Annotated in this window: 15 protein-coding genes; 9 read left to right on the top strand and 6 right to left on the bottom strand. The window is 53.4% G+C overall.

Features of this window, described 5'->3' with window-relative positions; genetic code table 11:
* Positions 1–3: 3 nt before the first annotated feature.
* Genes RSX24_RS24935 through RSX24_RS24925 form a run of 3 tightly spaced genes read left to right on the top strand, consistent with a single transcriptional unit; the run spans position 4 to position 3202 of the window.
* A complete protein-coding gene (locus RSX24_RS24935) occupies positions 4–1596 on the top strand; it encodes an ABC transporter substrate-binding protein (protein ID WP_343262072.1) in 1593 nt (530 codons plus the stop codon).
* Positions 1593–2384, top strand: coding sequence for an ABC transporter ATP-binding protein (locus RSX24_RS24930; RefSeq protein ID WP_343262071.1), 792 nt, complete (start codon positions 1593–1595; stop codon positions 2382–2384). Before RSX24_RS24935 ends, RSX24_RS24930 begins: the two co-directional genes overlap by 4 nt.
* The gene (locus RSX24_RS24925; RefSeq protein ID WP_343262070.1) at positions 2381–3202 is read left to right on the top strand and encodes an ABC transporter ATP-binding protein; all 822 of its coding nucleotides are present in this window, start codon (positions 2381–2383) and stop codon (positions 3200–3202) included. The genes RSX24_RS24930 and RSX24_RS24925 overlap by 4 nt, the downstream gene beginning before the upstream one ends.
* Positions 3203–3324: 122 nt before the next feature.
* Here the strand turns inward: RSX24_RS24925 and RSX24_RS24920 are convergent, their stop codons facing one another.
* The 3 genes from RSX24_RS24920 to udk all read right to left on the bottom strand — a co-directional run bounded on the left by RSX24_RS24920 (position 3325) and on the right by udk (position 6142).
* Positions 3325–4473 (bottom strand): DUF4179 domain-containing protein, encoded by a 1149-nt coding sequence (locus RSX24_RS24920; RefSeq protein ID WP_343262069.1) that lies wholly within the window; start codon positions 4471–4473, stop codon positions 3325–3327.
* Positions 4457–4990: a sigma-70 family RNA polymerase sigma factor gene (locus RSX24_RS24915; protein ID WP_236420304.1), complete on the bottom strand. Its 534-nt coding sequence runs from the start codon at positions 4988–4990 to the stop codon at positions 4457–4459. Before RSX24_RS24915 ends, RSX24_RS24920 begins: the two co-directional genes overlap by 17 nt.
* A gap of 519 nt (positions 4991–5509) precedes the next feature.
* Positions 5510–6142 (bottom strand): uridine kinase, encoded by a 633-nt coding sequence (udk, locus tag RSX24_RS24910; RefSeq protein ID WP_236420303.1) that lies wholly within the window; start codon positions 6140–6142, stop codon positions 5510–5512.
* A gap of 361 nt (positions 6143–6503) precedes the next feature.
* Between udk and RSX24_RS24905 the strand changes: the two genes are divergently transcribed.
* The 5 genes from RSX24_RS24905 (at position 6504) to RSX24_RS24885 (ending at position 12616) form a co-directional block, all read left to right on the top strand.
* The gene (locus RSX24_RS24905; protein ID WP_343262068.1) at positions 6504–7352 is read left to right on the top strand and encodes a PRD domain-containing protein; all 849 of its coding nucleotides are present in this window, start codon (positions 6504–6506) and stop codon (positions 7350–7352) included.
* Between the two features lie 120 nt (positions 7353–7472).
* Complete coding sequence (locus tag RSX24_RS24900; protein ID WP_343262067.1) at positions 7473–9395, top strand: beta-glucoside-specific PTS transporter subunit IIABC; 1923 nt, start codon at positions 7473–7475, stop codon at positions 9393–9395.
* Between the two features lie 93 nt (positions 9396–9488).
* Entirely contained in the window at positions 9489–10946 is a 1458-nt protein-coding gene (locus RSX24_RS24895) for a glycoside hydrolase family 1 protein (protein WP_343262066.1), read from the top strand.
* A gap of 5 nt (positions 10947–10951) precedes the next feature.
* Positions 10952–11902 carry a 2-keto-3-deoxygluconate permease gene (locus RSX24_RS24890; protein WP_343262065.1) on the top strand — a complete coding sequence of 317 codons (951 nt, stop codon included), beginning with the start codon at positions 10952–10954 and terminating at the stop codon, positions 11900–11902.
* Positions 11903–12145: 243 nt separating this feature from the next.
* Entirely contained in the window at positions 12146–12616 is a 471-nt protein-coding gene (locus tag RSX24_RS24885) for a hypothetical protein (protein ID WP_343262064.1), read from the top strand.
* A 68-nt stretch (positions 12617–12684) separates the two neighbouring features.
* Here RSX24_RS24885 and RSX24_RS24880 read toward each other — a convergent pair whose 3' ends face one another.
* Entirely contained in the window at positions 12685–15696 is a 3012-nt protein-coding gene (locus tag RSX24_RS24880; protein WP_343262123.1) for a DEAD/DEAH box helicase, read from the bottom strand.
* Between the two features lie 5 nt (positions 15697–15701).
* Positions 15702–17465, bottom strand: a complete 1764-nt coding sequence (locus RSX24_RS24875) for an SWIM zinc finger family protein (RefSeq protein ID WP_343262063.1) — start codon at positions 17463–17465, stop codon at positions 15702–15704.
* A 140-nt stretch (positions 17466–17605) separates the two neighbouring features.
* Between RSX24_RS24875 and RSX24_RS24870 the strand changes: the two genes are divergently transcribed.
* Positions 17606–18424, top strand: a complete 819-nt coding sequence (locus RSX24_RS24870; RefSeq protein ID WP_343262062.1) for an endonuclease/exonuclease/phosphatase family protein — start codon at positions 17606–17608, stop codon at positions 18422–18424.
* A 137-nt stretch (positions 18425–18561) separates the two neighbouring features.
* Here the strand turns inward: RSX24_RS24870 and RSX24_RS24865 are convergent, their stop codons facing one another.
* Complete coding sequence (locus tag RSX24_RS24865; protein ID WP_339275631.1) at positions 18562–19389, bottom strand: methyl-accepting chemotaxis protein; 828 nt, start codon at positions 19387–19389, stop codon at positions 18562–18564.
* Positions 19390–19426 lie beyond the last annotated feature (37 nt).

Here is a 19426-nt window from a genome sequence, read left to right as displayed (position 1 = left end):
GAAGTGAAAACAACCCGTTTAAAAGCAGTACTGCTTACGTTCGCGTCATTTTTTATTGTATTTGCCCTAACGGCATGCGGAAGTACCAATTCATCCAGCAGGACTGGTACCGGTGGGAAAGAAACAAGCCCGGCAACGAGTGCATCCGCTGCGCCGACGCATTTGAACGTGGCTCTGTTCTGGCTCGGCACCAATCTGGACCCGGCGGTGGAATGGAACGGCTGGACGCTGACACGCGCGGCAATCGGCGAGACGTTGGTCCAGTTTGACGAGAACATGCAGCTTGTGCCCAAAATTGCCGAATCGTGGGAACAAGTCGATGACACCACATGGAAGTTCCAGATTCGCGATGGCGTTACGTTCCATAATGGCAACAAAGTCACGGCAGATGCTGTGAAAAAATCGATTGAGCGTGCCTTGGAGCTGAACGAAAGAGGGCTGTCCACACTGCCGATCGAATCCATGAAGGCGGAAGGGCAAGATTTGACGATCCAAACGACGGAACCTTACGCTTCCCTGCTCGGAAACATTGCGGAACCGCTGTTCGTCATCGTGGACACCAGTGCAGATACATCAAGATTCGAGAGCCAGCCGGTTGCAACGGGTCCGTTCATGGTAACCTCGTATACCCCGGATCAAGAAATTCAGGTGAAAAAGTATGACGGGTATTGGGACGGTGCTCCCGAAACGGATACGATCACGTTCAAATACATTAAGGATGACAGCACGCGAGCACTGGCCTTGCAGTCGGGCGAAATCGACGTGGCGAGCAACGTTGGGCGCAGCAGCCTCTCTTTGTTCGAGGACAAGGGCCAGTATGCCATCGACGAAATTCCAAGCTTGCGCACGCAGTTTGTCTGGTTCAATACAACGCATAAGCTGCTTGAGAATGCCAACGTTCGCCGTGCCATCTCGTATGGCATCGACCGCGAGATGTATGCCGGTACGCTGATCGGCGGCCAGGCGGCAAAAGGACCGTTTACTTCCGCGCTCCCGTTCGGATATGACAAACTCAAAGGGTACGACTATGAACCGGAACAGGCCAAGCAGCTGCTGGACGAAGCGGGATTCAAGGACACGGATGGCGACGGCATTCGGGAGAAAGACGGCCAGAAGCTGACGCTTCAGATGATCCTCAACTCTGCGTACGAGTCGGATGCGACCGTTGCGGCTGCGATGCAGTCCCAGCTCAAGGAGATCGGAGTAAACCTGGAGCTGGCCTCTTACGAGGATTTGACCGACCATCAGAGGAGCGGTAACTATGATCTGGCGCTGACCAGCATTAATACGGGCATTACGGGCGACCCTCAGTACATCCTCGATTTCTATTTCAAAACGGGGGCGGAATGGAACGTTGGCGGATACAGCAATCCGAAGCTGGACGAAATCATCGACCGCCTGCATTCCGAGTTCGACGTTGAAAAAAGATATGAACTGGCCGCAGAGGCGCAGCAAATTATTCTGGACGATGCCGCTTATATGTTCATTACGTATACGCCGATCAACATTGTCAGCAAAAATACCGTTCAGGGTGCAACCATGTATCCGATCGACTTTTATTTGCTGGATCGCAACATCAAGGTTGATCAGCAATGACTCCTTTGCTGCGGGTAAGTGATTTGTCTGTGGCTTACGGGAAGGAACAAGCTGCGTTGAAGCACCTTTCATTCGAAATGCATGCCGGCGAAGTGCTGGGCATCGTCGGCGAGAGCGGCAGTGGGAAATCGACGCTGCTGCGGGCTCTGCTCGGCATGCTGCCCAGCAGAGGGACATATGCGGGAGGCGACATCTTGTTTCAGGGCCAATCCGTGATGGGCCTTGCCCCAAAAGACTGGAGCAGGATTCGCGGCAAAAGGATCGCCATGGTATTTCAGGACAGCGGGTCCCACCTGAATCCGATCCGCAAAATTGGCAGCCAATACGAGGAAGCGATCCGCACGCATATAAAAGTAACGCGCAAATCGGCCCAGCGTATGGCCGTGGATACGTTGTCCGGCATGGGACTGGCTGACCCTGAGCGCGTCATGAAGTCTTATCCAAACCAACTTAGCGGGGGCATGAAGCAACGGGTGGCCATTGCCATGGCCGTGACGATGGAGCCGGAGCTGCTGCTTGCGGACGAACCGACCAGCGCGCTCGACGTATCGACCCAAGCCGAGGTGATGAAGCGGCTGCGCGAACTCAGCGACCATAGAGGAACCGGTGTCATCCTGGTTACCCATAACATTGCCGTTGCAGCGCACATGGCCGACCGAATCGGTGTCATGCAGAGCGGAGAGATGGTTGAATACGGGCGGACCGCCGACATCATCACGTCGCCGCAGGCTCCGTACACCCGCAAACTGCTGAACGCCGTGCCCGAATTGGAGGAACATAGAGGATGAGTGGTCATGAAGCACCTATTTTGGAACTTACGGAACTGAACAAATGCTACGCAGCGCCTGGACATGGTTCCGTGCAGGCACTATGCAACGTTAATCTGCAATTATATCCGGGCGAATGTCTGGGGATCGTAGGCGAAAGCGGCAGCGGAAAAAGCACGTTGGCCAGGTGTATCACACATTTGGAGAAAGTGACGTCCGGACAAATGTTTTATCGGGGGAAGGATATAACGCAGCTCAAAGGAGAACCATTGCGACAGCTGTATAAACAGGTTCAGATGGTCTTTCAGGAACCTTCGTCCATCTTCAATCCGCGGACGAGCATCGGCAAATTCGTGCGGGAGCCTCTCCTGAATTACAAAATGATGCGCCGTTCCGAAGCGGAAACGGCCGTGCTGCGCCTGCTTGAGCGCGTCGGTTTGCCCGCTGAAGCAGCGGATAAGTATCCGCATGAGCTAAGCGGGGGCGAGCAGCAGCGGGCGGTCATAGCCCGGGCGATCGGCGTGCAGCCGGACATCATTCTGTTCGATGAAGCTACTTCCGCTTTGGACGCCCCGATCCAGCAGCAAATGTTGGACCTGCTCGTCCAGCTCCGCCGGGAAACCGGCGTATCCTGCATGTTCATTTCGCATGACCTTGCCGTAGTGCAGAAAGTAAGCGACAGGGTTGCGGTAATGAACAAGGGCGAGATCGTGGAAGTGTTGGAGAGCGCTAAGTTAACCACGGCTGCACGGCATCCGTATACCCGTAGTCTGATGGCATCCGTTTTGTCCGTCAGGAAAATCAGGAATGAAATAAGGGGAAACAAAGAAGTCATATAAAAAACCAAGACTTCCCGAGTGATGTTCTGCCCGGGGAGTCTTGGTTTTTGTTTTGCCGGTTATAACCCGTTTCATCTGTTTCAGGAGGTTAATCTGCAGGCGATGGCTGCTTTGAGGCCAAATTAGTGCTGGCTCGCAGGTGTGGGGAGCTGGATGGTCATCTCCATGCCCTCGATGAATTGGCGTTCTTTCACTTTTTCGTTGAAGTCATCTTCAATGATGAACGGCCGTACGACGAGGTAACGGGTATCCCCGGGAGTTGTGCCATACAAGCGATCGCTGTCCAGCCGGTTATCGGTATACAACCCTTCGCCGCTCAAGGCGGGAAGCTGTCGCCCCTGATCGTCAAATAGGGCAATGCCTACCTTCCTGAGTTTTTCCTCTTCCTTAAGAGTCAAGCTCTTCTTGCCATTCACCAGAATGGACGTGGAGATACGGGTCGTAATCGGCGTGATGTGGATGTTCGATACGGAAGCGGTAAACTGATCGTTGGAGGCGTGGGCCGCATCCGGCTTGAAATCGACAATGTCTTCCGTTGACTTGGTGAAAGGAACGTCCAGTTTGAATTCATGGTCGATACCCTCCAAGGAAATCGAGACTTCTGCGTTAAAGTGGTCGGGCAGAGAGGCACCCTGGCCTGCTTTTTCGAACACATTTTCGAAGACGAGTACGTCAGGCTCAGTCTCTCCTGCAGAGGAGTAGAACAAACCGCCTGTTTGTTGGTAGCCATCGACTTCAAAAAAGACATTGCTGATCCCGCTGCTTAAAGGAATGATATCTTCGCCGGTATCGTACTTCCCATCCTTGAGATTGGGAGCGTTGACCCGTACCAAAAAGGCTGCGCGCGTTCCGTCATACACCGTTTCGAAGACATCCAGCTTGACATCCTGATAAGAAACGGTGCTGTTTGTTTGGGATACCAGCCCGTCTTTTCCAGCTTGTTGCAGTCCGATATCTGCCTGAATGGTGCTGAACAGGCTGCCGACCAAAGGGATTTTTTTGATCGAGTCGGCCATGGCCGGCGATACAAAACCTGAAGCAAATACGGTAACGGCAGCTAAACTGCTGGCCATGGCAATGAACCCTGCGCGGCGCAGCCGGGAGCGTTTCCGGGCACGCGGCTGCGTCTCAATCTCCGGTTGAGTATGTGCATGCGCTGCCGGCAATGAAGCAAGGGTCTCATCGATGCGGCTGCGGACGAGCTCCGATATTTCCGGTTTATTCTCGCCTGTCTCACGTAGTAATTGTTCAATATTAGATGGTTTCAACATTTAATTTTCCCTCCCGAAACAATTTGAATTTACGGTACAACTCATTTCTGGCACGCTGCAGGCGCATTTTAACCGCGCTTTCGGAAATGTTCAGCGTATCCGCGATCTGCTTGGTGGTAAGGTCTTCAAAGTAATGAAGCACAACAACGATCCGCTTTTGTTCATCGAGCCGGTCAACGGCTTCTCTCAAATCCACATGATCGTAATCATGACCGTGATCGGGATTCTCGGGAACTTCTGCATACGATATGGATCGTGATCGACGGGACAATAGGGTGTTGCATTCGTTGATGAGGATGCGGAAGATCCATGTTTTGAAATATTTCGGCTCCCGAAGCGTATGCATGGCCTTGTAAGCCTTCAGTATCGTTTCCTGGACCGCGTCGGCGACATCCTCTTCTTGGCGAAGCATGCTTTTGGCGGTGTTGTACAATGAATGTTCCATATGTCTGATAAGGCTGACGAACGCCTCTCGATTTCCTTGGATGGCTTGTGGAACAAGTTGGGCCCAATCCACAGCGATCACTCCTTTCTTGATGAGCGTGCTATATAAACCGCACGAATCCATCACACAAGGCCACTACGAGTGCAGTACCATCTTCCGATCGCTGTTATCCCCGGATTTTTTGACTCCCCTTTTTCAAGGGAAAATCCGGTGAACAGCCTATGCTTTCGAAGCAGCTTTCTTTCAGAAAGCTCTTAGACCGCTCCGCTTCTTCAGATTGGTTCTGCCTCTCCGTTAACGTGTGTATGTTTTTTTGCGATTTATATATATTTTTTTATTTTTGATACATTAGTTAGACCTGCGTGAGGCATGACATGGTCACAATTATTTTGTGTACATGAAATATGGACGCTAATTCAGGGACGAAGCCCTGATGGAAACACAGATTGGAGAGTGGCATGGAGGTAAGGAAAGACATCGCTAGAGCAGCGTGAAGGAGAGGTATACACAAAAAAACGGATACGCAAAGTGCGTACCCGGTAAATCTTTGAACAAGTATAGTTGGATGGATCCATTCGATCCGGCCAGTCCTTATGCCATATTCCAATTTTCGCCGTTCAGGTATTTCTCGGTGAGAATGGACAGCATCTGAATGCCGACTTCGTTGTGCCCGCCTTCGGGAATAATGATGTCCGCATACTTTTTGGATGGCTCGATAAATGCGTCATGCATCGGTTTGACCGTTTCGAGGTACTGTTTGTACACCGATTGGATCGTGCGCCCGCGTTCCTCGATGTCTCGGAGCACTCTGCGCAAAATCCGCACATCGGAATCGGTATCGACGAATACTTTGATATCCATCAGGCTGCGAAGCTGCTCGTCGATCAACACATGCAGACCTTCCACGATGACGATGTGGTTGGGCTCCAGCTCTACCGTTTCATCGGCGGAGCGATTGTCCAAGGTGAAGTCGTACACCGGCGCGTAAGCCGTCTGTCCGTTTTTCAAAAGGGTAAGATGTTCGATCAACAGATCATTGTCAAAAGCGAAGGGATGATCGTAATTGGTCAATCTGCGCTGCTCGGGCGTGAGGTGGGACTGGTCTTTGTAATAATTGTCCTGGGAGATAAACGTAACTTTGCCTGACCCCAGACGTTGAATGACGGAGCGGGCCACCGTCGTTTTGCCGGAACCGGTCCCTCCGGCGATACCTATAATAAGCATGGTCGTTCCATTAACCTCCTAAAAGTGGCTGCTTTGTCGTTTTGTATATGGAATTGAAGGCCGACTGATTCATAGCCTCTCAGTGAATGCACAATTCCTTTATTGTATCACAGTGCAGCGCATTTTTCATCTGAACGGAGGGCGCCAGATTTGGGGAATTGCTCGCCCTAGAGTAAACCGACTAGTGCTGGGGCACCATATTCCTGATAATGGATGGTTGACAATTTGGCGCTTCAGACTATAATAAGGGTATATTCCTAACACGGACTGTTACTGGGCGAACCAGGCATGACCGAATTCGATTGCATAATCTGTAATCGCTTTCGGTCATTTTTTATTTTTTGCAGGGGGGTGAGCGTGCATGAAGGTGATCAAGAAAGTGAACAACAACGTGGCGATTGCCATTAATGACAAAAACGAAGAAGTGTTTGTGGTTGGCAAGGGAGTAGGTTTTCTGAAGACGCCATACGAGTTGACCGAAACAGATATGGTAGAGAAAATTCTCGTAGCTCCCAAAAACATCCGCATGTACGACTTGTTGAACAGCATTCCGATCGAGGATATTTACCTCGCGGAGGAAGTCATTAAGCTGGGCAGCGACATTTTGGGCAAAACGTTCAATCCCAATCTGCTGCTCACCCTGTCTGACCATATCAGTTTCGCCCTGGTTCGTACCCGTGAAGGCGTCTCCATCAACAATCCGCTGGAATGGGAAGTGCGCACCCTGTACCCGGATGAGACCCGTGTAGGAGAAGCAGCAGTCCGATTGATTGAAGAAAAATCGGGGGTCAAGCTCCCGGCAGCCGAAACTACCTTGATCGCTTTGCATTTCGTGAATGCCCAGGTAGGTTCGGGCGAAATGAGCGATACGACCAAAATCATGACCGTGACCGGCGAGATTTTGTCCATCATCAAATACGCACTGAAAATCGACTTTCAGGAGGAGTCCATTCATTTCATGCGTTTTGCCACCCATATTCGCTACTTCATCATGCGGCAGATGAGCGGCAAGTCGCTGAAAGATGAGAATGAATCCTTGTACGAGATGGTGAAGGAGAAATTTCCGCGTGAACTGCAGTGCGTGGAGAAGATTGCGGCGTTTCTGCACAACAATTACGGCTGGACCTGTACCAATGACGAGAAATTGTATCTCATTCTTCATATCCAAAGGCTGATCTCCAATGACCAGCCCAATCCATTCGACAACTGAATGTAACCATATGGACTGTTACTGATTCGATCAGGCATGACCAAGCATAGGGGAATGACGATTCCCTGGCTTGGTCATTTTTTTTTGAAATCTTCTACTACTTTGTTAAGGAGAATGGTCATGAACAACAAGGAATTGGCCCAAAACGTGCTGGAGCTCGTCGGCGGCGAGCGTAACATTTCCTCTTTGACGCATTGCGCCACGCGGCTCAGATTTGTATTGAAAGAAGACGGAAAGGCAGACCTGAAGGCGCTGGACAGCCTGGAAGGCGTACTGAAAGCGCAAAATGCCGGAGGGCAGGTTCAGGTGGTCGTGGGGAACAAGGTTGACGCCGTTTACGGCGAGATTCGCAATCTTACCTCCGGCAACCTGCAAACGGAAGAAGGAGAAGCGGCACCGAAAAAGAAACAAAATCCGATCAATGCGGTGCTCGAAACGATCGCGGGCATTTTTACGCCCGTGCTTCCGGCCTTGGTCGGCTGCGGTATGATCAAGTGCGTGGCCACCGTTATGGCGGCCCTTGGATGGTTGGAGGGCTCCGGCTTCCTGTCGATCATCAACATGATCGGCGATTTGATCTTCTATTTCCTGCCTTTCTTCCTGGCCGTAAGTGCGGCCCACAAATTCAAAACCAATCCGTATCTGGCCGTGGCGCTTGCCGCAGGCCTGATGCACCCGGTCATTCTTGATGCGGCGGCCAAAATTGCCGATACCGGTGTGAAAACCATTGATTTTCTCGGTATGCCGATCCTGCTCATGAAATACTCTTCGTCTGTCATTCCCATTATTCTAGGCGTATGGATTATGAGTTACGTGTACCCGGTCGTCGACAAAGTCATTCCCAAGTTTTTGCGCGTCCTGCTGACGCCGATGATTGTGTTGTTCATCATGATCCCGCTCGAATTGATCGTGCTTGGGCCGATCGGTTCTTATATCGGTACCTGGTTGACGGATGGCATCAACTATTTGTACGCAACGGCTGGCGTGCTGGCAGGTGCGATTCTCGGGTTCTTTAAACCAATCATGGTCATGTTCGGCATGCACTATGCGATCATGCCGATTCAAATTCAACAGGTGGCAAGTCTGGGTTCTACCGTTTTGCTGCCGGCAGCGCTCGCAGGGAATCTTGCCCAAGCGGGTGCCGCATTCGCCGTGTTTGTGCTTACGAAAAACAAAACGATGAAATCAGCATCGGGCTCTGCCGGGTTTACCGCCTTGTTCGGCATTACCGAACCGGCGATCTACGGGGTCAATCTCCGTTATAAACGACCGTTCTTTGCAGGTTGCGCTGCAGCGGGAATCGTGAGCGGTTTCTACAGTATTGTGCATGCCAGTGCTAACGCGATTGCCCTGCCAGGTGTGCTGGCATTGGGGACGTACACGGCCGACAGTTACGTTTATGTCGTCATCGGCTCTATTGCGGCCGTTGTTCTTGGTTTCGTGTTTACGCTGCTGGCAGGCATCAAGGAAGATGCAGACGGGAAGACCGCTGCACGCAAAGAAAAAAATGCAGCTTCCGCGACAACGAGCGCGGTGGCGAACGAATCGCTTGCGGATTCTTCCGTCTCCGCAGCTTCGGCTGCATCCGACATGCTCATCGTGAGCCCGATGACGGGCGAGGTCAAGCCGTTGTCCGAGGTCGAGGACCAAGCATTTGCACAGGAGTTAATGGGCAAAGGCATCGCCATCGTGCCGACCGAAGGCAAAGTATATGCTCCGTTTGACGGGGTTGTCGAAGCGTTGTACAGAACCAAACATGCCATCGGGCTCAAAGCATCGAACGGCGTAGAAATTTTGATTCATATCGGCGTGGATACGGTGAGCCTGAAAGGCAAACATTTCACATCCCATGTGGAGCAAGGGCAATCCATGCAGGCGGGCGACCTGCTGGTGGAATTCGACCCGGAAGGCATCAAAGCCGATGGATACAATACGATTACGTCCATCGTCGTGACCAACATGCAGCAATTCGGCGACGTGCTCACGGCGTCGGACAGCGGTTCGATCAAGGAAAGCGAAGCGCTGCTCAAATTGATTCCGTAATCGTAATCCAACCACAATCGTGGCGGATGCGTTGGGCCAATGGGAGCGCGGCTCCTTTTTGCCCCTTTTATCACACTCAAGGAGGAAAACAACATGACACAATCTTTATTCCCGGAAGGATTTTTATGGGGAGGCGCACTTTCGGCATGTCAGGCAGAGGGAGCTTACAACGTGGATGGCAAAAGCCTGACCATTCCCGAAGTGATGAAGTTCAATGCCAACAATGACCGCAAAGTTACCAAACAGATGAAAATTAACCGCGAGATGATCGAAGAGGCCAAAAACGACCCGGATACCGTTAAATATCCGAAACGCCGCGGCATCGACTTTTACCATACATTCCGCGAGGATATTGCCCTTTTTGCCGAAATGGGCTTCAAAGTGTTCCGTTATTCCATTGCATGGGCGCGTGTATTCCCTGGCGGAGATGATGCAGCACCAAACGAAAAGGCTTTGCAATTCTATGATCAAGTCATCGACGAGTGCCTGAAACATGGCATGGAACCGCTGATTACGATCAGTCATTTCGACATGCCGATCGTGCTGATCGACAAATTCGGCGGCTGGTATAACCGCAAGCTGGTGGACTTGTACCTCAACTACTGCGAAGTGTTGTTCAATCGTTACAAGGGGAAAGTGAAGTACTGGGTAACGTTCAACGAAATCAACATGAGCGTGAAGGCCGGCGCCAAAACGCTCGGCATTATCGAATACGACAAACCGAATTACGAGGAAATGCTGTTCCAAGGGCTGCACCATCAGTTCGTGGCGGCGTCCAGAGCAACCAAACGGGCACACGAGATCGACCCGAATAACAAAATCGGCAGTATGGTGGCATATTTCACGACCTACCCTTACACGTGCAAACCGGAGGACGCGCTCCAGATGCAAAAGGATGACCAAATGAAAAACCAGTTCTTCCTTGACGTGCTGAACCTGGGCGAATACCCGTATTTCGCCAAGACGTACTTCAAGGAAAAAGGAATCGAGCTGCAGATGGAGGATGGCGATCTGGATAGCATCCGCGCGTATACGGCCGATTTCGTGGGTATGTCCTACTACAACTCCATGATTTCCAGCAGCGACATGGAACAGTTGGAATTGACGGCAGGCAACGTACACAGCGTGTACAAAAACCCGCATTTGCCCGAAAACGAGTGGGGCTGGCAGATCGACCCTGTGGGTCTCCGTTACACGTTGAACCTGGTATATGACCGCTACCACAAACCGGTATTCATTTTGGAGAACAGCTCCGGTTTCTACGACAAAGTGAATGAAGACGGCACGGTAAACGACCCTTACCGCATTGATTTCTTAAGCAAACATATCGAACAGATGGGCCTGGCCATTCAGGACGGCGTGGAAGTGATCGGGTATACGATGTGGGGACCGATCGACATGATCAGTTCTTCGACGTCGGAGATGAGCAAACGTTACGGTTTCATCTATGTCGATCAGGATGACTACGGCAACGGTACGATGAAGAGAACCCGCAAAGACTCCTTCTATTGGTATCAGAACGTGATCCGGACGAACGGAGCCGAGCTATAGACGCAATGAACATTCTGGGATCGGTTAAAAAAATTCCCGGCGGCCTGCTCATCGTGCCCATGATGCTGGCAGCCGTCGTCAACACGGTGTTTCCGCAGTTCTTTCAGATGGGTGACCCGACAACGGCGCTATTCACCTCGAAAGGAACGATGGTGCTCATCGGCATGATTCTGCTCGTATCGGGCACGCAATTGAACTTGCGGAAGCTCCCTGTCACGCTGAAGCGGGCAGGGGTGCACTGTCTGGCCAGAGTGCTGATCGCCTGGCTGTTCGGCTGGACATTCGTGCAATGGTTCGGCGTGGAGGGCTTTGCCGGCATTTCCGCCGTTGCGTTCATCGCCGTGTTGACCAGCTGCAATCCGGGCCTTTACCTGGCCTTGATGAATTCCTATGGAGACGATGTGGACCAGGCAGCATTCGGCATTTTGAACCTGATCGCCGTTCCGGTCATTCCGGTCATGATCCTGAATTCGGCCAGCGGCGTGGGGATCGATTACCTGAGCGTGCTGGCCACGCTGGTTCCTTTCCTGATCGGCATCCTGCTGGGCAATCTTGATGGCAATATCCAGAAGATGTTTGCTCCGGGAACGGTCATTTTGCTGCCGTTCTTGGGGACAAGCTTCGGGTCGAACATCGACCTGGGCGTTGCTTTCCGTTCGAGTCTGTCCGGGCTGTTGGTAACGCTGCTGTTTTTCATCCTTTGTTTACTGCCGCTGATCATGATTGACCGTGCTTTGTTAAAGCGCCCGGGGTATGCGGCAGCAGCCACCTGCTCGGTCGCCGGATTGTCCATGGTGGTGCCCGCCATGGCCGCCGGATTTAATCCGGCTTATGCTCCGTATGTTGAATCGGCTATTGCGCAGATCGCTTTTGCGGTTATCCTGACATCCATCACCGTACCTTATATCGTGAAACGGCTGGCCGGAAAGGGAGCATCGACGGAAACGGCACATTAACCCAATAAACATGAGCATCCATTGCGGTCCATTGCCTTGCCCAGATGTGGGAGAGGAACGGACCGCTTTTGGTTTGGTTGGACAGGGTGAGTGAGGGTAAACTGCCGCATTTAGAGCCTGGAGTATCAAATGTGTCTCATTTTTGCGATTATGGGTTGAAGGTTGTAGGACCTTTGATATAATGGCGTCGAAAGATGTCTCTTTTTGTATAGTCGTCTTTCGAAATTGGGGGAGGTGTTTTCGGTGAAAAAAACGGGCAAGTTCATTACGTCCACCGTGATCGCCACGGTAGCAGCCGTATCCATCGGTTCTGCCGTGTCGGCGCAAAGCAGTACATATGTGGGATCGTCCATCCCATCCGTGACTAGCATCGATTTGCAAAGCATGGATTTGGAGACGGCGCTGATGATGGTCCAAACCCAGCGCGCCGCATTGCTGGAACAACAGCTTAAATCGCAATTGGACGCGGTGCAGCAGCGCAACCAGCAGATTGCGCAATTGAATGAACAATTGCAGCAAGCTCAACTGCGCGGGGACCAAGCGGCGGTCCAAGCGATCAAGAGCCAGATCGATGCACTGGGCAGCTCGCAGCAAATGGACATGCTTCGCCTGCAGTCGTTGAGCAACAAGCGCAACGAGGCATTTGACGTCATGACCAATTTCATCAAAAAAATGCAGGATTCCAGATCGTCCATTATCGGCAACATGCGATAAGACAGGGAAGAGCGGGTAAGCAAAGAGCGAAGGCGGAGTTTTGACTCCAACCTTCGCTCTTTTTTAGGTCAAGACCAATCCCGCCGACGGGTGAACAAGTCCTGCAATTCATCGGTCGACAGCTCGGTAATCCAGTTTTCGGAGCTTGTAATGATGTTGTCGCTAAGCTGCTGTTTGCTTTCCAGCATTTCGTCGATGCGCTCCTCGAGCGTGCCAAGCGAGATGAACTTGTGTACCTGAACGTCCTTGGTCTGGCCCATGCGATAGGCGCGGTCGGTGGCCTGGTTCTCGACGGCCGGGTTCCACCAGCGGTCGAAATGGAACACATGGTTGGCCGCCGTCAGGTTAAGGCCGACTCCGCCTGCCTTGATCGACAGGATGAAAACGGAAGGCTGCTGGTCCGCCAGCAGCGTCCGGGATTGGAATTGTTCGATCATGCGATCGCGCGCTTTTTTGGACGTGCCGCCGTGCAGGTAGAGCACGGGTTCCTGCAGTTCTTGCCGCAACACCCTCTGGAGCATTTCGCCCATGCCGATATATTGCGTGAAAATCAGGCAGCGCTCGCCTTCCTCCCGCAGCTCCCGCACAAGCTCCATCAGCCGTTCCAGCTTGGCTGACCGGCTGATCAGCATAGCCATGTCCTGCGGGCTGTACGTGTCGTACTCCGAGTCGGCTTCGCCTGCGGACAGCGCCTCGGGAGGCGGTTCTTTCGTAACCAGCAGCGGATGGTCGCAGAGCTGCTTGAGCTGGGTCAGGGCGGACAGGATCGCGCCTTTGCGCTTGATGCCCTCCAGCTCTTTCATTTTGTCCATCAATTCCTTGACGGATTGGTCATAGAGGGCGCTTTGTTCGCCGGTAAGATGGATATAGGTTTTCATTTCGTTTTTGTCAGGCAGATCGAGCTGGATGTTCGGGTCCTTTTTTTTGCGGCGAAGCATGAACGGTTTCACCAGCTGCTGCAGGTCCTGCATGCGGTCCTCGTCTTTATCCTTCTCGATCGCGCTGATAAAGCGGTTCTGGAACGCTCTGGCGCTGCCCAAATACCCAGGGTTGATGAAATCGTAGATCGACCACAGCTCGGCGAGCCTGTTCTCGATCGGCGTACCTGTCAGCGCAATGCGATGTTTGGCGGGAAAGCTGCGTACGGCGAGAGACTGTTTCGTCTGCGCGTTTTTGATATTCTGCGCTTCGTCCAGGCAAATGGAAGCCCAGGTATAGGACTGCAGCATTTCCTGATCCAGCGTTGCGGTAGCATAGGACGTGATGACGATATCCACTTGCTCCATCTGGGCCCGGAATTCGTCTCCGCTGCTTCTGCGCGCCCCATAATGAAGCAGGACGTTCACGGACGGGGCAAAACGGCTGATCTCCTTCTGCCAGTTGCCCAGCACGGAGGTGGGACAGACGAGCAGGGCAGGCGCCTGTCCTGCGGAACGTGGTTCGTTTTCCTTCAGATGCAGAAGGTACGTAATGAACTGAATCGTCTTCCCAAGCCCCATGTCGTCGGCGAGACAGGCCCCAAGCCCGAATCGGCGCAGGAAGCCCAGCCAAGAGAAGCCTTCCTTCTGGTAGGAACGAAGCTCGGCGTGCAATCCGGCCGGCACCGGCAGCGAAGGAGCGCCGCCCTGACCGCCGCCAAGCTGGGCAATGATGCGGTTCAAATGTTCGTTCAGTTCCACTTCCAGATGGACGCGGTCCGGCGATTCTTCAGGTTCTTCTTCCTGCTGTCCTTCACGCTGCTTGAGCTTGCGATATTCGCGCTGCTCGTTATGCAGCAGATGCAGATGCAGGATGTCCTGGAACGACAATCCCTGCTTCCGGTCCACGCCTTCCATCGCCCGCCGGATCTGTTCCAGGAGGGCGGGATCGAGCGGTACCCATTCGCCGCGGAAGCGGACAAGCCGCTCGTTGCGCGCGACCAGGTCGGCGAATTCCTCTTCGCTCAGGTCCGTATCGCCGATCGCAATGCGCCAGTCGAAATGAATGATGGAGTCCAGTCCAAAAAAAGACTGACCGCGTTCTTTGCCTTCTTCTTCCTTGACTTTGGCGCGAAGACGCGGCTTTTTCTTGCGGGCGGCTTCCCACCACCCCGGCAGCAGCACCTGCCAGCCCGCTTCGAGCAATCGGCCGCTCTCCACCGTCAGGAACTGCCAAGCCTCCTGGTCGCTCAGCGGGTCGCTCAACACGTCGCGGCTGCCACGTTCCGAGCGGTGGACGCGCGTTAATTGGCCGCGCAGCTGATCCAGCCAACCGGCGGAACGATCCAGGATGAAGGCCTCCCATAGCTGCGGCCATTCTCCTTCGGCGCGGCCTTGTGAGTCCAGCCTGATCGGCAGCAGCACGGAGGCGTCCAGCTTGTCCTGCAATACGAGCCGCAGCCGCCAGGCGGGGGAGTCGTCATCCGGCTCCAGCAATTGCAGCAGCGGACGGAACGGTGCCGCGTCCGCTTTCCAGCCGATGGAGACAAGCCATGCCTGTGCATCCAGGCCGGGCGCAACCTTCGGCAAGGCGCCGCCTTGAGGGAAGAGCTGCGGAAATTCGCGCCGCAGGTCGGTCGCGGTTTCTTCCGTGCCGTAGCAGTGCTGGAAAACGGAGGCCGAATATGCGGCGGCAAGGCCTTCGCCGAAGCTTTCGTCCGTTTCCTCCAGCGCTTTGGCGAGAGCGGAGCGATCCTGCGCTTTGAGGCCGGCACCATCCCAAGACCATTGCAGCCGCCCCGAGCGAAAAGCGTCGAAGCTGGGCACGAATTTGCGGTCTTCGATGGTTGCTGCCAGAACCGGGGCCAGCCTGATGAGGTGAGCGGCCTGTTCGTCCCACTGCCATTCGATGTGCAGCAGGGTGTGCATGTCGGCAAAGAACGGAATGACTTCTTCGGCGGGAAGCACGACCAGCTCAATCTCTTCGATCTGCCGGGTTTCGAGTTCGGTACCGTAGAACGAAGGAACGTGCCAGGCAAATAAACGCTGTTTGAGCGTTTGTCCGGGCACGAATTGATAGGTGTTCGACGCCCCGTAGAACAGGGCGTCCCCGTAACCTGTCAGAGCAACATGGACAACGATGGTTTCGGTATATGGATGAATGGCGCTCATGAGATCAATTTCCCTTTCCGAAGCTCTTCCTGCAAGGCCCGCAGCCGGCTGTTGCGAACGGCGAGTGAAGTAATGAACGCTTCCCAGCGTTCTTCCTGCTTCAATTTTTTATACAATTTGGCCAGCCGCTTGAGCAGTTTGACCGCTGCTTTGTATCCGTCCCGGTTGCGCTGCTCGATATGGCGCTCGGCAGCCTGGTGGTAGAAGGGCAGCAGCAGCTCCGGCGCCTCCTTCTCGATCGGTTCCAGCATAGCGACCCGGAAATCGAGCGGCTCAGCGCCTGTGCTTAATTGAAAGTCGATCCATCTGCGCCATTGCCCGCGAAGGCGCATGGCTTCTTCATAGGCCGGACGGGAATGGGGAAGCATACCGACCAAGGTATCCCACATCCGGTTTTCCTCTTCCGGCAGATGGCGAAGCGTGTCGTCCCATAGCTGCATGTATGCCTGCAGCGAATCGTTGCGGCGGCCGACCAGAAGCGGCCCGAGCTCGCCGAGCCATGCGGCTAGACGTTCCCAGCGGGAATCATCGGCGAGTACATGCAGAAAATGCATCAAATGCTCCGGCGGCATACCGAATGCGGAGTGTCCGCGACCCAGCAGCTGCCAAGCCCGTTCATCCCGTTCCAGGTGAAACAGGATCCATCCCTGCGCCAGAGCAAGGGGGAGGGAGCCTGCAGCGCCTGGCTTAACACGTTGTTCGGACCCAGAGCCATTTGCAGCTCCATCCCGGCTTCCGCCTGTCGGCATTGAAGCACGTTGAATTTCCTGCTCTACCGCCACAAGGGTACGCAATTCGGATTCAAGCATGGGTACCCGCTTGTCCGACATGGGAACGATCCAGTTCAACCAGAGCTGCCGATAGATCGGCGTGAAAAACAATAGGGTTTGCGTTTCGGACAACATCTGGCTGCGCAGGTATTGAACCGTCTCTTGCACCCGGCTCCAGATTCGTTCCCGCTCCGCTTCGCTTTGATTGGATAGCTCAAGCGGTCGATTCAACTCGTTTTCCGCGTTCTGCAGCAGGGCATCGGCAGCCATTTGTGCGGCAACATTCAAATAGATGGGCATACTTGGAATTGAACCGCGTTCCGGCACGCAAAAACGCAGCAGATGCAAGTGTGCGTGCAGTGCGAACAACTGGTCCATTCCGGGGGATAACTTGGGCTTGATCGCGTAGAGCTCGTCTTGGGCTTCCTGCACGTAGGATACGCTGGGCGTTCCCGTGCCAAGCCGGACCAAACATTTGGCGAACAGGTCATGCCATGTATCGATGTGCAGCTCCGCCAGCGATGCGGCTTCTTCCTTCAGTTTCATATAGCCGTAATCGGGAGGCGTCTCCGTCCGGGGAATCACCGCGTGTCCGGCTCTTCCGCTGCTTGCCTTGTCAACCGGTTTGGAGGGACTGCGTTTCAAAACCGTGCTTGTATGCGCATTGGCTATGGCCTGAACGGGGCGGCCAAGCTGTTCGGCCCAACTCATCATGATTGCAGCGATATGCCTGCAGCCCGAAGCTGCCGGACAGGTACATTGACTTTCCGATAACGCGTAGGGGTTCAGCGTGGCTTCTTCGTGTTCGTCCGAACCTTGAACGGTGGCCGAGACGTTGCCTTGTTCGCTATAATGCAACGCAGCGACGCGTTTTTGTTTATAATATTGGAAGCCGCGCATGAGGGTCAGGCTGTCATACTGGTCGGCCACCTGGGCGATCAGCTGCTGCCACTGCGCGTCAGTCATGTTCATGTCATTCGATATGTTCATCATTCCATCTCCTGGCTACGTCATGCTCTATAACCATCATATCAGTTATGGACTGCCTCGTGCATGAATTCTGCGAATAGTTTCCGTTTCGATGCAGCGCCGACGACATGCAGCCAGAATATAACTACGGGAGCGAGCTTATGAAACTGTTAACGTTAAACGCCCACGCATGGGTAGAAGAAGACCAGATGAACAAAATCGGCGGACTGGCCCGGTTCATTAACGAAAACCGGTTCGATATCGTCGCCTTGCAGGAGGTTAACCAAACCGCGCAGGAGCAGCCGCTATCAGCAGAGGAGCTGGACCGCTATGTTGTTGCCGAACCCGGTACGGTCATTAAAAAGGATAATTACGCCCACGTCCTGCTTGGGCAGCTGGATACGCCCTACTATTGGACATGGATTCCGACCCATGCCAGCTTCGGCAAATTTGATGAAGGACTGGCCATTTTGAGCCGGACGCCGATCAAGGCGGCGTTTGGAGAGTATGCTTCGCATCTTCAGGATTACTACAATTACCGGACTCGCAAAATCGTTGGGGTGCAAACGGTCGTTGAAGGACAGGCAACCTGGTTTGTGAACGGTCACTTCAATTGGTGGAACGACGAGCTGGAGCCGTTTAAAGAGCAGTGGGATCTCACCGAGGAAAAGCTGGCCCCTTACAAAGAACAGCCGTTATACATTATGGGCGATTTCAACAATGTGGCGGAGGTTCGTGGCCAGGGTTACGATTACATGGTGGAAAAGGGCTGGAATGACCTGTACGCGACAGCCCTCAGCAAAGATGAGGGAGCAACAGTAGTCAAAGCCATTGCCGGGTGGTCAGACAACAGCCATCCTCTGCGCATTGATTACATTTGGTCCGCGCATCCGGTTCAGGCCCAATCTTCAACGGTTGTGCTGAACGGAACGAACGGTCCGGTTGTATCGGATCATTATGGCGTGGCGGTGGAGATTTAGAATCGCTCAAAGGTTCGTGTGGATAGGCCCAACAAAGGCCGCCCGTCGTAGTTTTTTTCGAAATCTACGGCAGGGCGGCCTTTTGCATCATTTTGTCCTGTCTATGTATCGATCTTAAGGGTGACTTAGCGTTCTTTCTATTCCAAGGCCAGCATCTGGTGCACGAATTTTTTCAGATCGGCGCTCGTCTGGCTGAGCTGTTCGATGCTTACCATGAACTCCGCGACCAATTGGGCTTGATCCACCGTGGCAGTCGTAATCTGGCTGATTTCCTGCTCCATATGTTTCATGGACTCGCGAACGTTGCCCAAAGAGGATTCAATGTCTGCAGCAGCTTGCTTCGTGTGATCCGACAGCTTGCGAACTTCGCTGGCCACCACGCCGAATCCGCTTCCCAAATCGCCTACCCGTGCCGCTTCAATCATGGCGTTAAGTCCCAGCAGGTTCGTTTGTTCCGATACTTCGCGAATCACCGAAGTGACTTTGGTCACGCTTACCGAGTTTTCCACCGCCTGTTTCGAGTTGCGCAAAATCTCCTCCGATGTGGCAGACAGCTCCTCGGAATGCGCAGCAACCTGCTGAATGCCGCCGAGCAGCGCGTTGATCGTGGATTCGTTCTCGTTGATCAGGTTTTCCAAGGTAAGATGATTGTCCAGAGAATAGTTCACGCCCAGAATGCCGACAACCTCGTCGTTTTCCTTGATCGGAATCAGAATGGAGTCGAAGGGTCTTCCCTGCAGGTCGCCAGGCATGCGAACAATGGTACGAGAGTCTTTGTTGGCAAGCATCTTGAAGTTTTTGTAATCGTCATGAAGCTCGTCCCCGACTTTTACACCGATCTCCAGGCTTTTGGCTTCGGAGAAATAGAGCACTTTCTCATGGTCATTAATGGATATCGATACGTCGTCGCGAAACATTTGCTGCACAAAAGGCATGGCATTCACCAAAGATTCTAGCGTATTCATGGTTCATCGTTCCTTTCCAATGCAAATGGCTTGAATT

Source organism: Paenibacillus hubeiensis (assembly GCF_032334105.1).
GTDB lineage: Bacteria > Bacillota > Bacilli > Paenibacillales > Paenibacillaceae > Paenibacillus > Paenibacillus hubeiensis.
This window is presented reverse-complemented; position numbering and strand designations above follow the sequence as displayed.

Excerpts from the sequence above, each read along its gene's own strand:
- RSX24_RS24930 (WP_343262071.1), top strand. The coding sequence starts at position 1,593 with ATGACTCCTTTGCTGCGGGTAAGTGATTTGTCTGTGGCTTACGGGAAG.
- RSX24_RS24925 (WP_343262070.1), top strand. The coding sequence starts at position 2,381 with ATGAGTGGTCATGAAGCACCTATTTTGGAACTTACGGAACTGAACAAA.
- RSX24_RS24920 (WP_343262069.1), bottom strand. The coding sequence starts at position 4,473 with ATGTTGAAACCATCTAATATTGAACAATTACTACGTGAGACAGGCGAG.
- udk (WP_236420303.1), bottom strand. The coding sequence starts at position 6,142 with ATGCTTATTATAGGTATCGCCGGAGGGACCGGTTCCGGCAAAACGACG.
- RSX24_RS24905 (WP_343262068.1), top strand. The coding sequence starts at position 6,504 with ATGAAGGTGATCAAGAAAGTGAACAACAACGTGGCGATTGCCATTAAT.
- RSX24_RS24900 (WP_343262067.1), top strand. The coding sequence starts at position 7,473 with ATGAACAACAAGGAATTGGCCCAAAACGTGCTGGAGCTCGTCGGCGGC.
- RSX24_RS24895 (WP_343262066.1), top strand. The coding sequence starts at position 9,489 with ATGACACAATCTTTATTCCCGGAAGGATTTTTATGGGGAGGCGCACTT.
- RSX24_RS24890 (WP_343262065.1), top strand. The coding sequence starts at position 10,952 with ATGAACATTCTGGGATCGGTTAAAAAAATTCCCGGCGGCCTGCTCATC.
- RSX24_RS24875 (WP_343262063.1), bottom strand. The coding sequence starts at position 17,465 with ATGAACATATCGAATGACATGAACATGACTGACGCGCAGTGGCAGCAG.
- RSX24_RS24870 (WP_343262062.1), top strand. The coding sequence starts at position 17,606 with ATGAAACTGTTAACGTTAAACGCCCACGCATGGGTAGAAGAAGACCAG.
- RSX24_RS24865 (WP_339275631.1), bottom strand. The coding sequence starts at position 19,389 with ATGAATACGCTAGAATCTTTGGTGAATGCCATGCCTTTTGTGCAGCAA.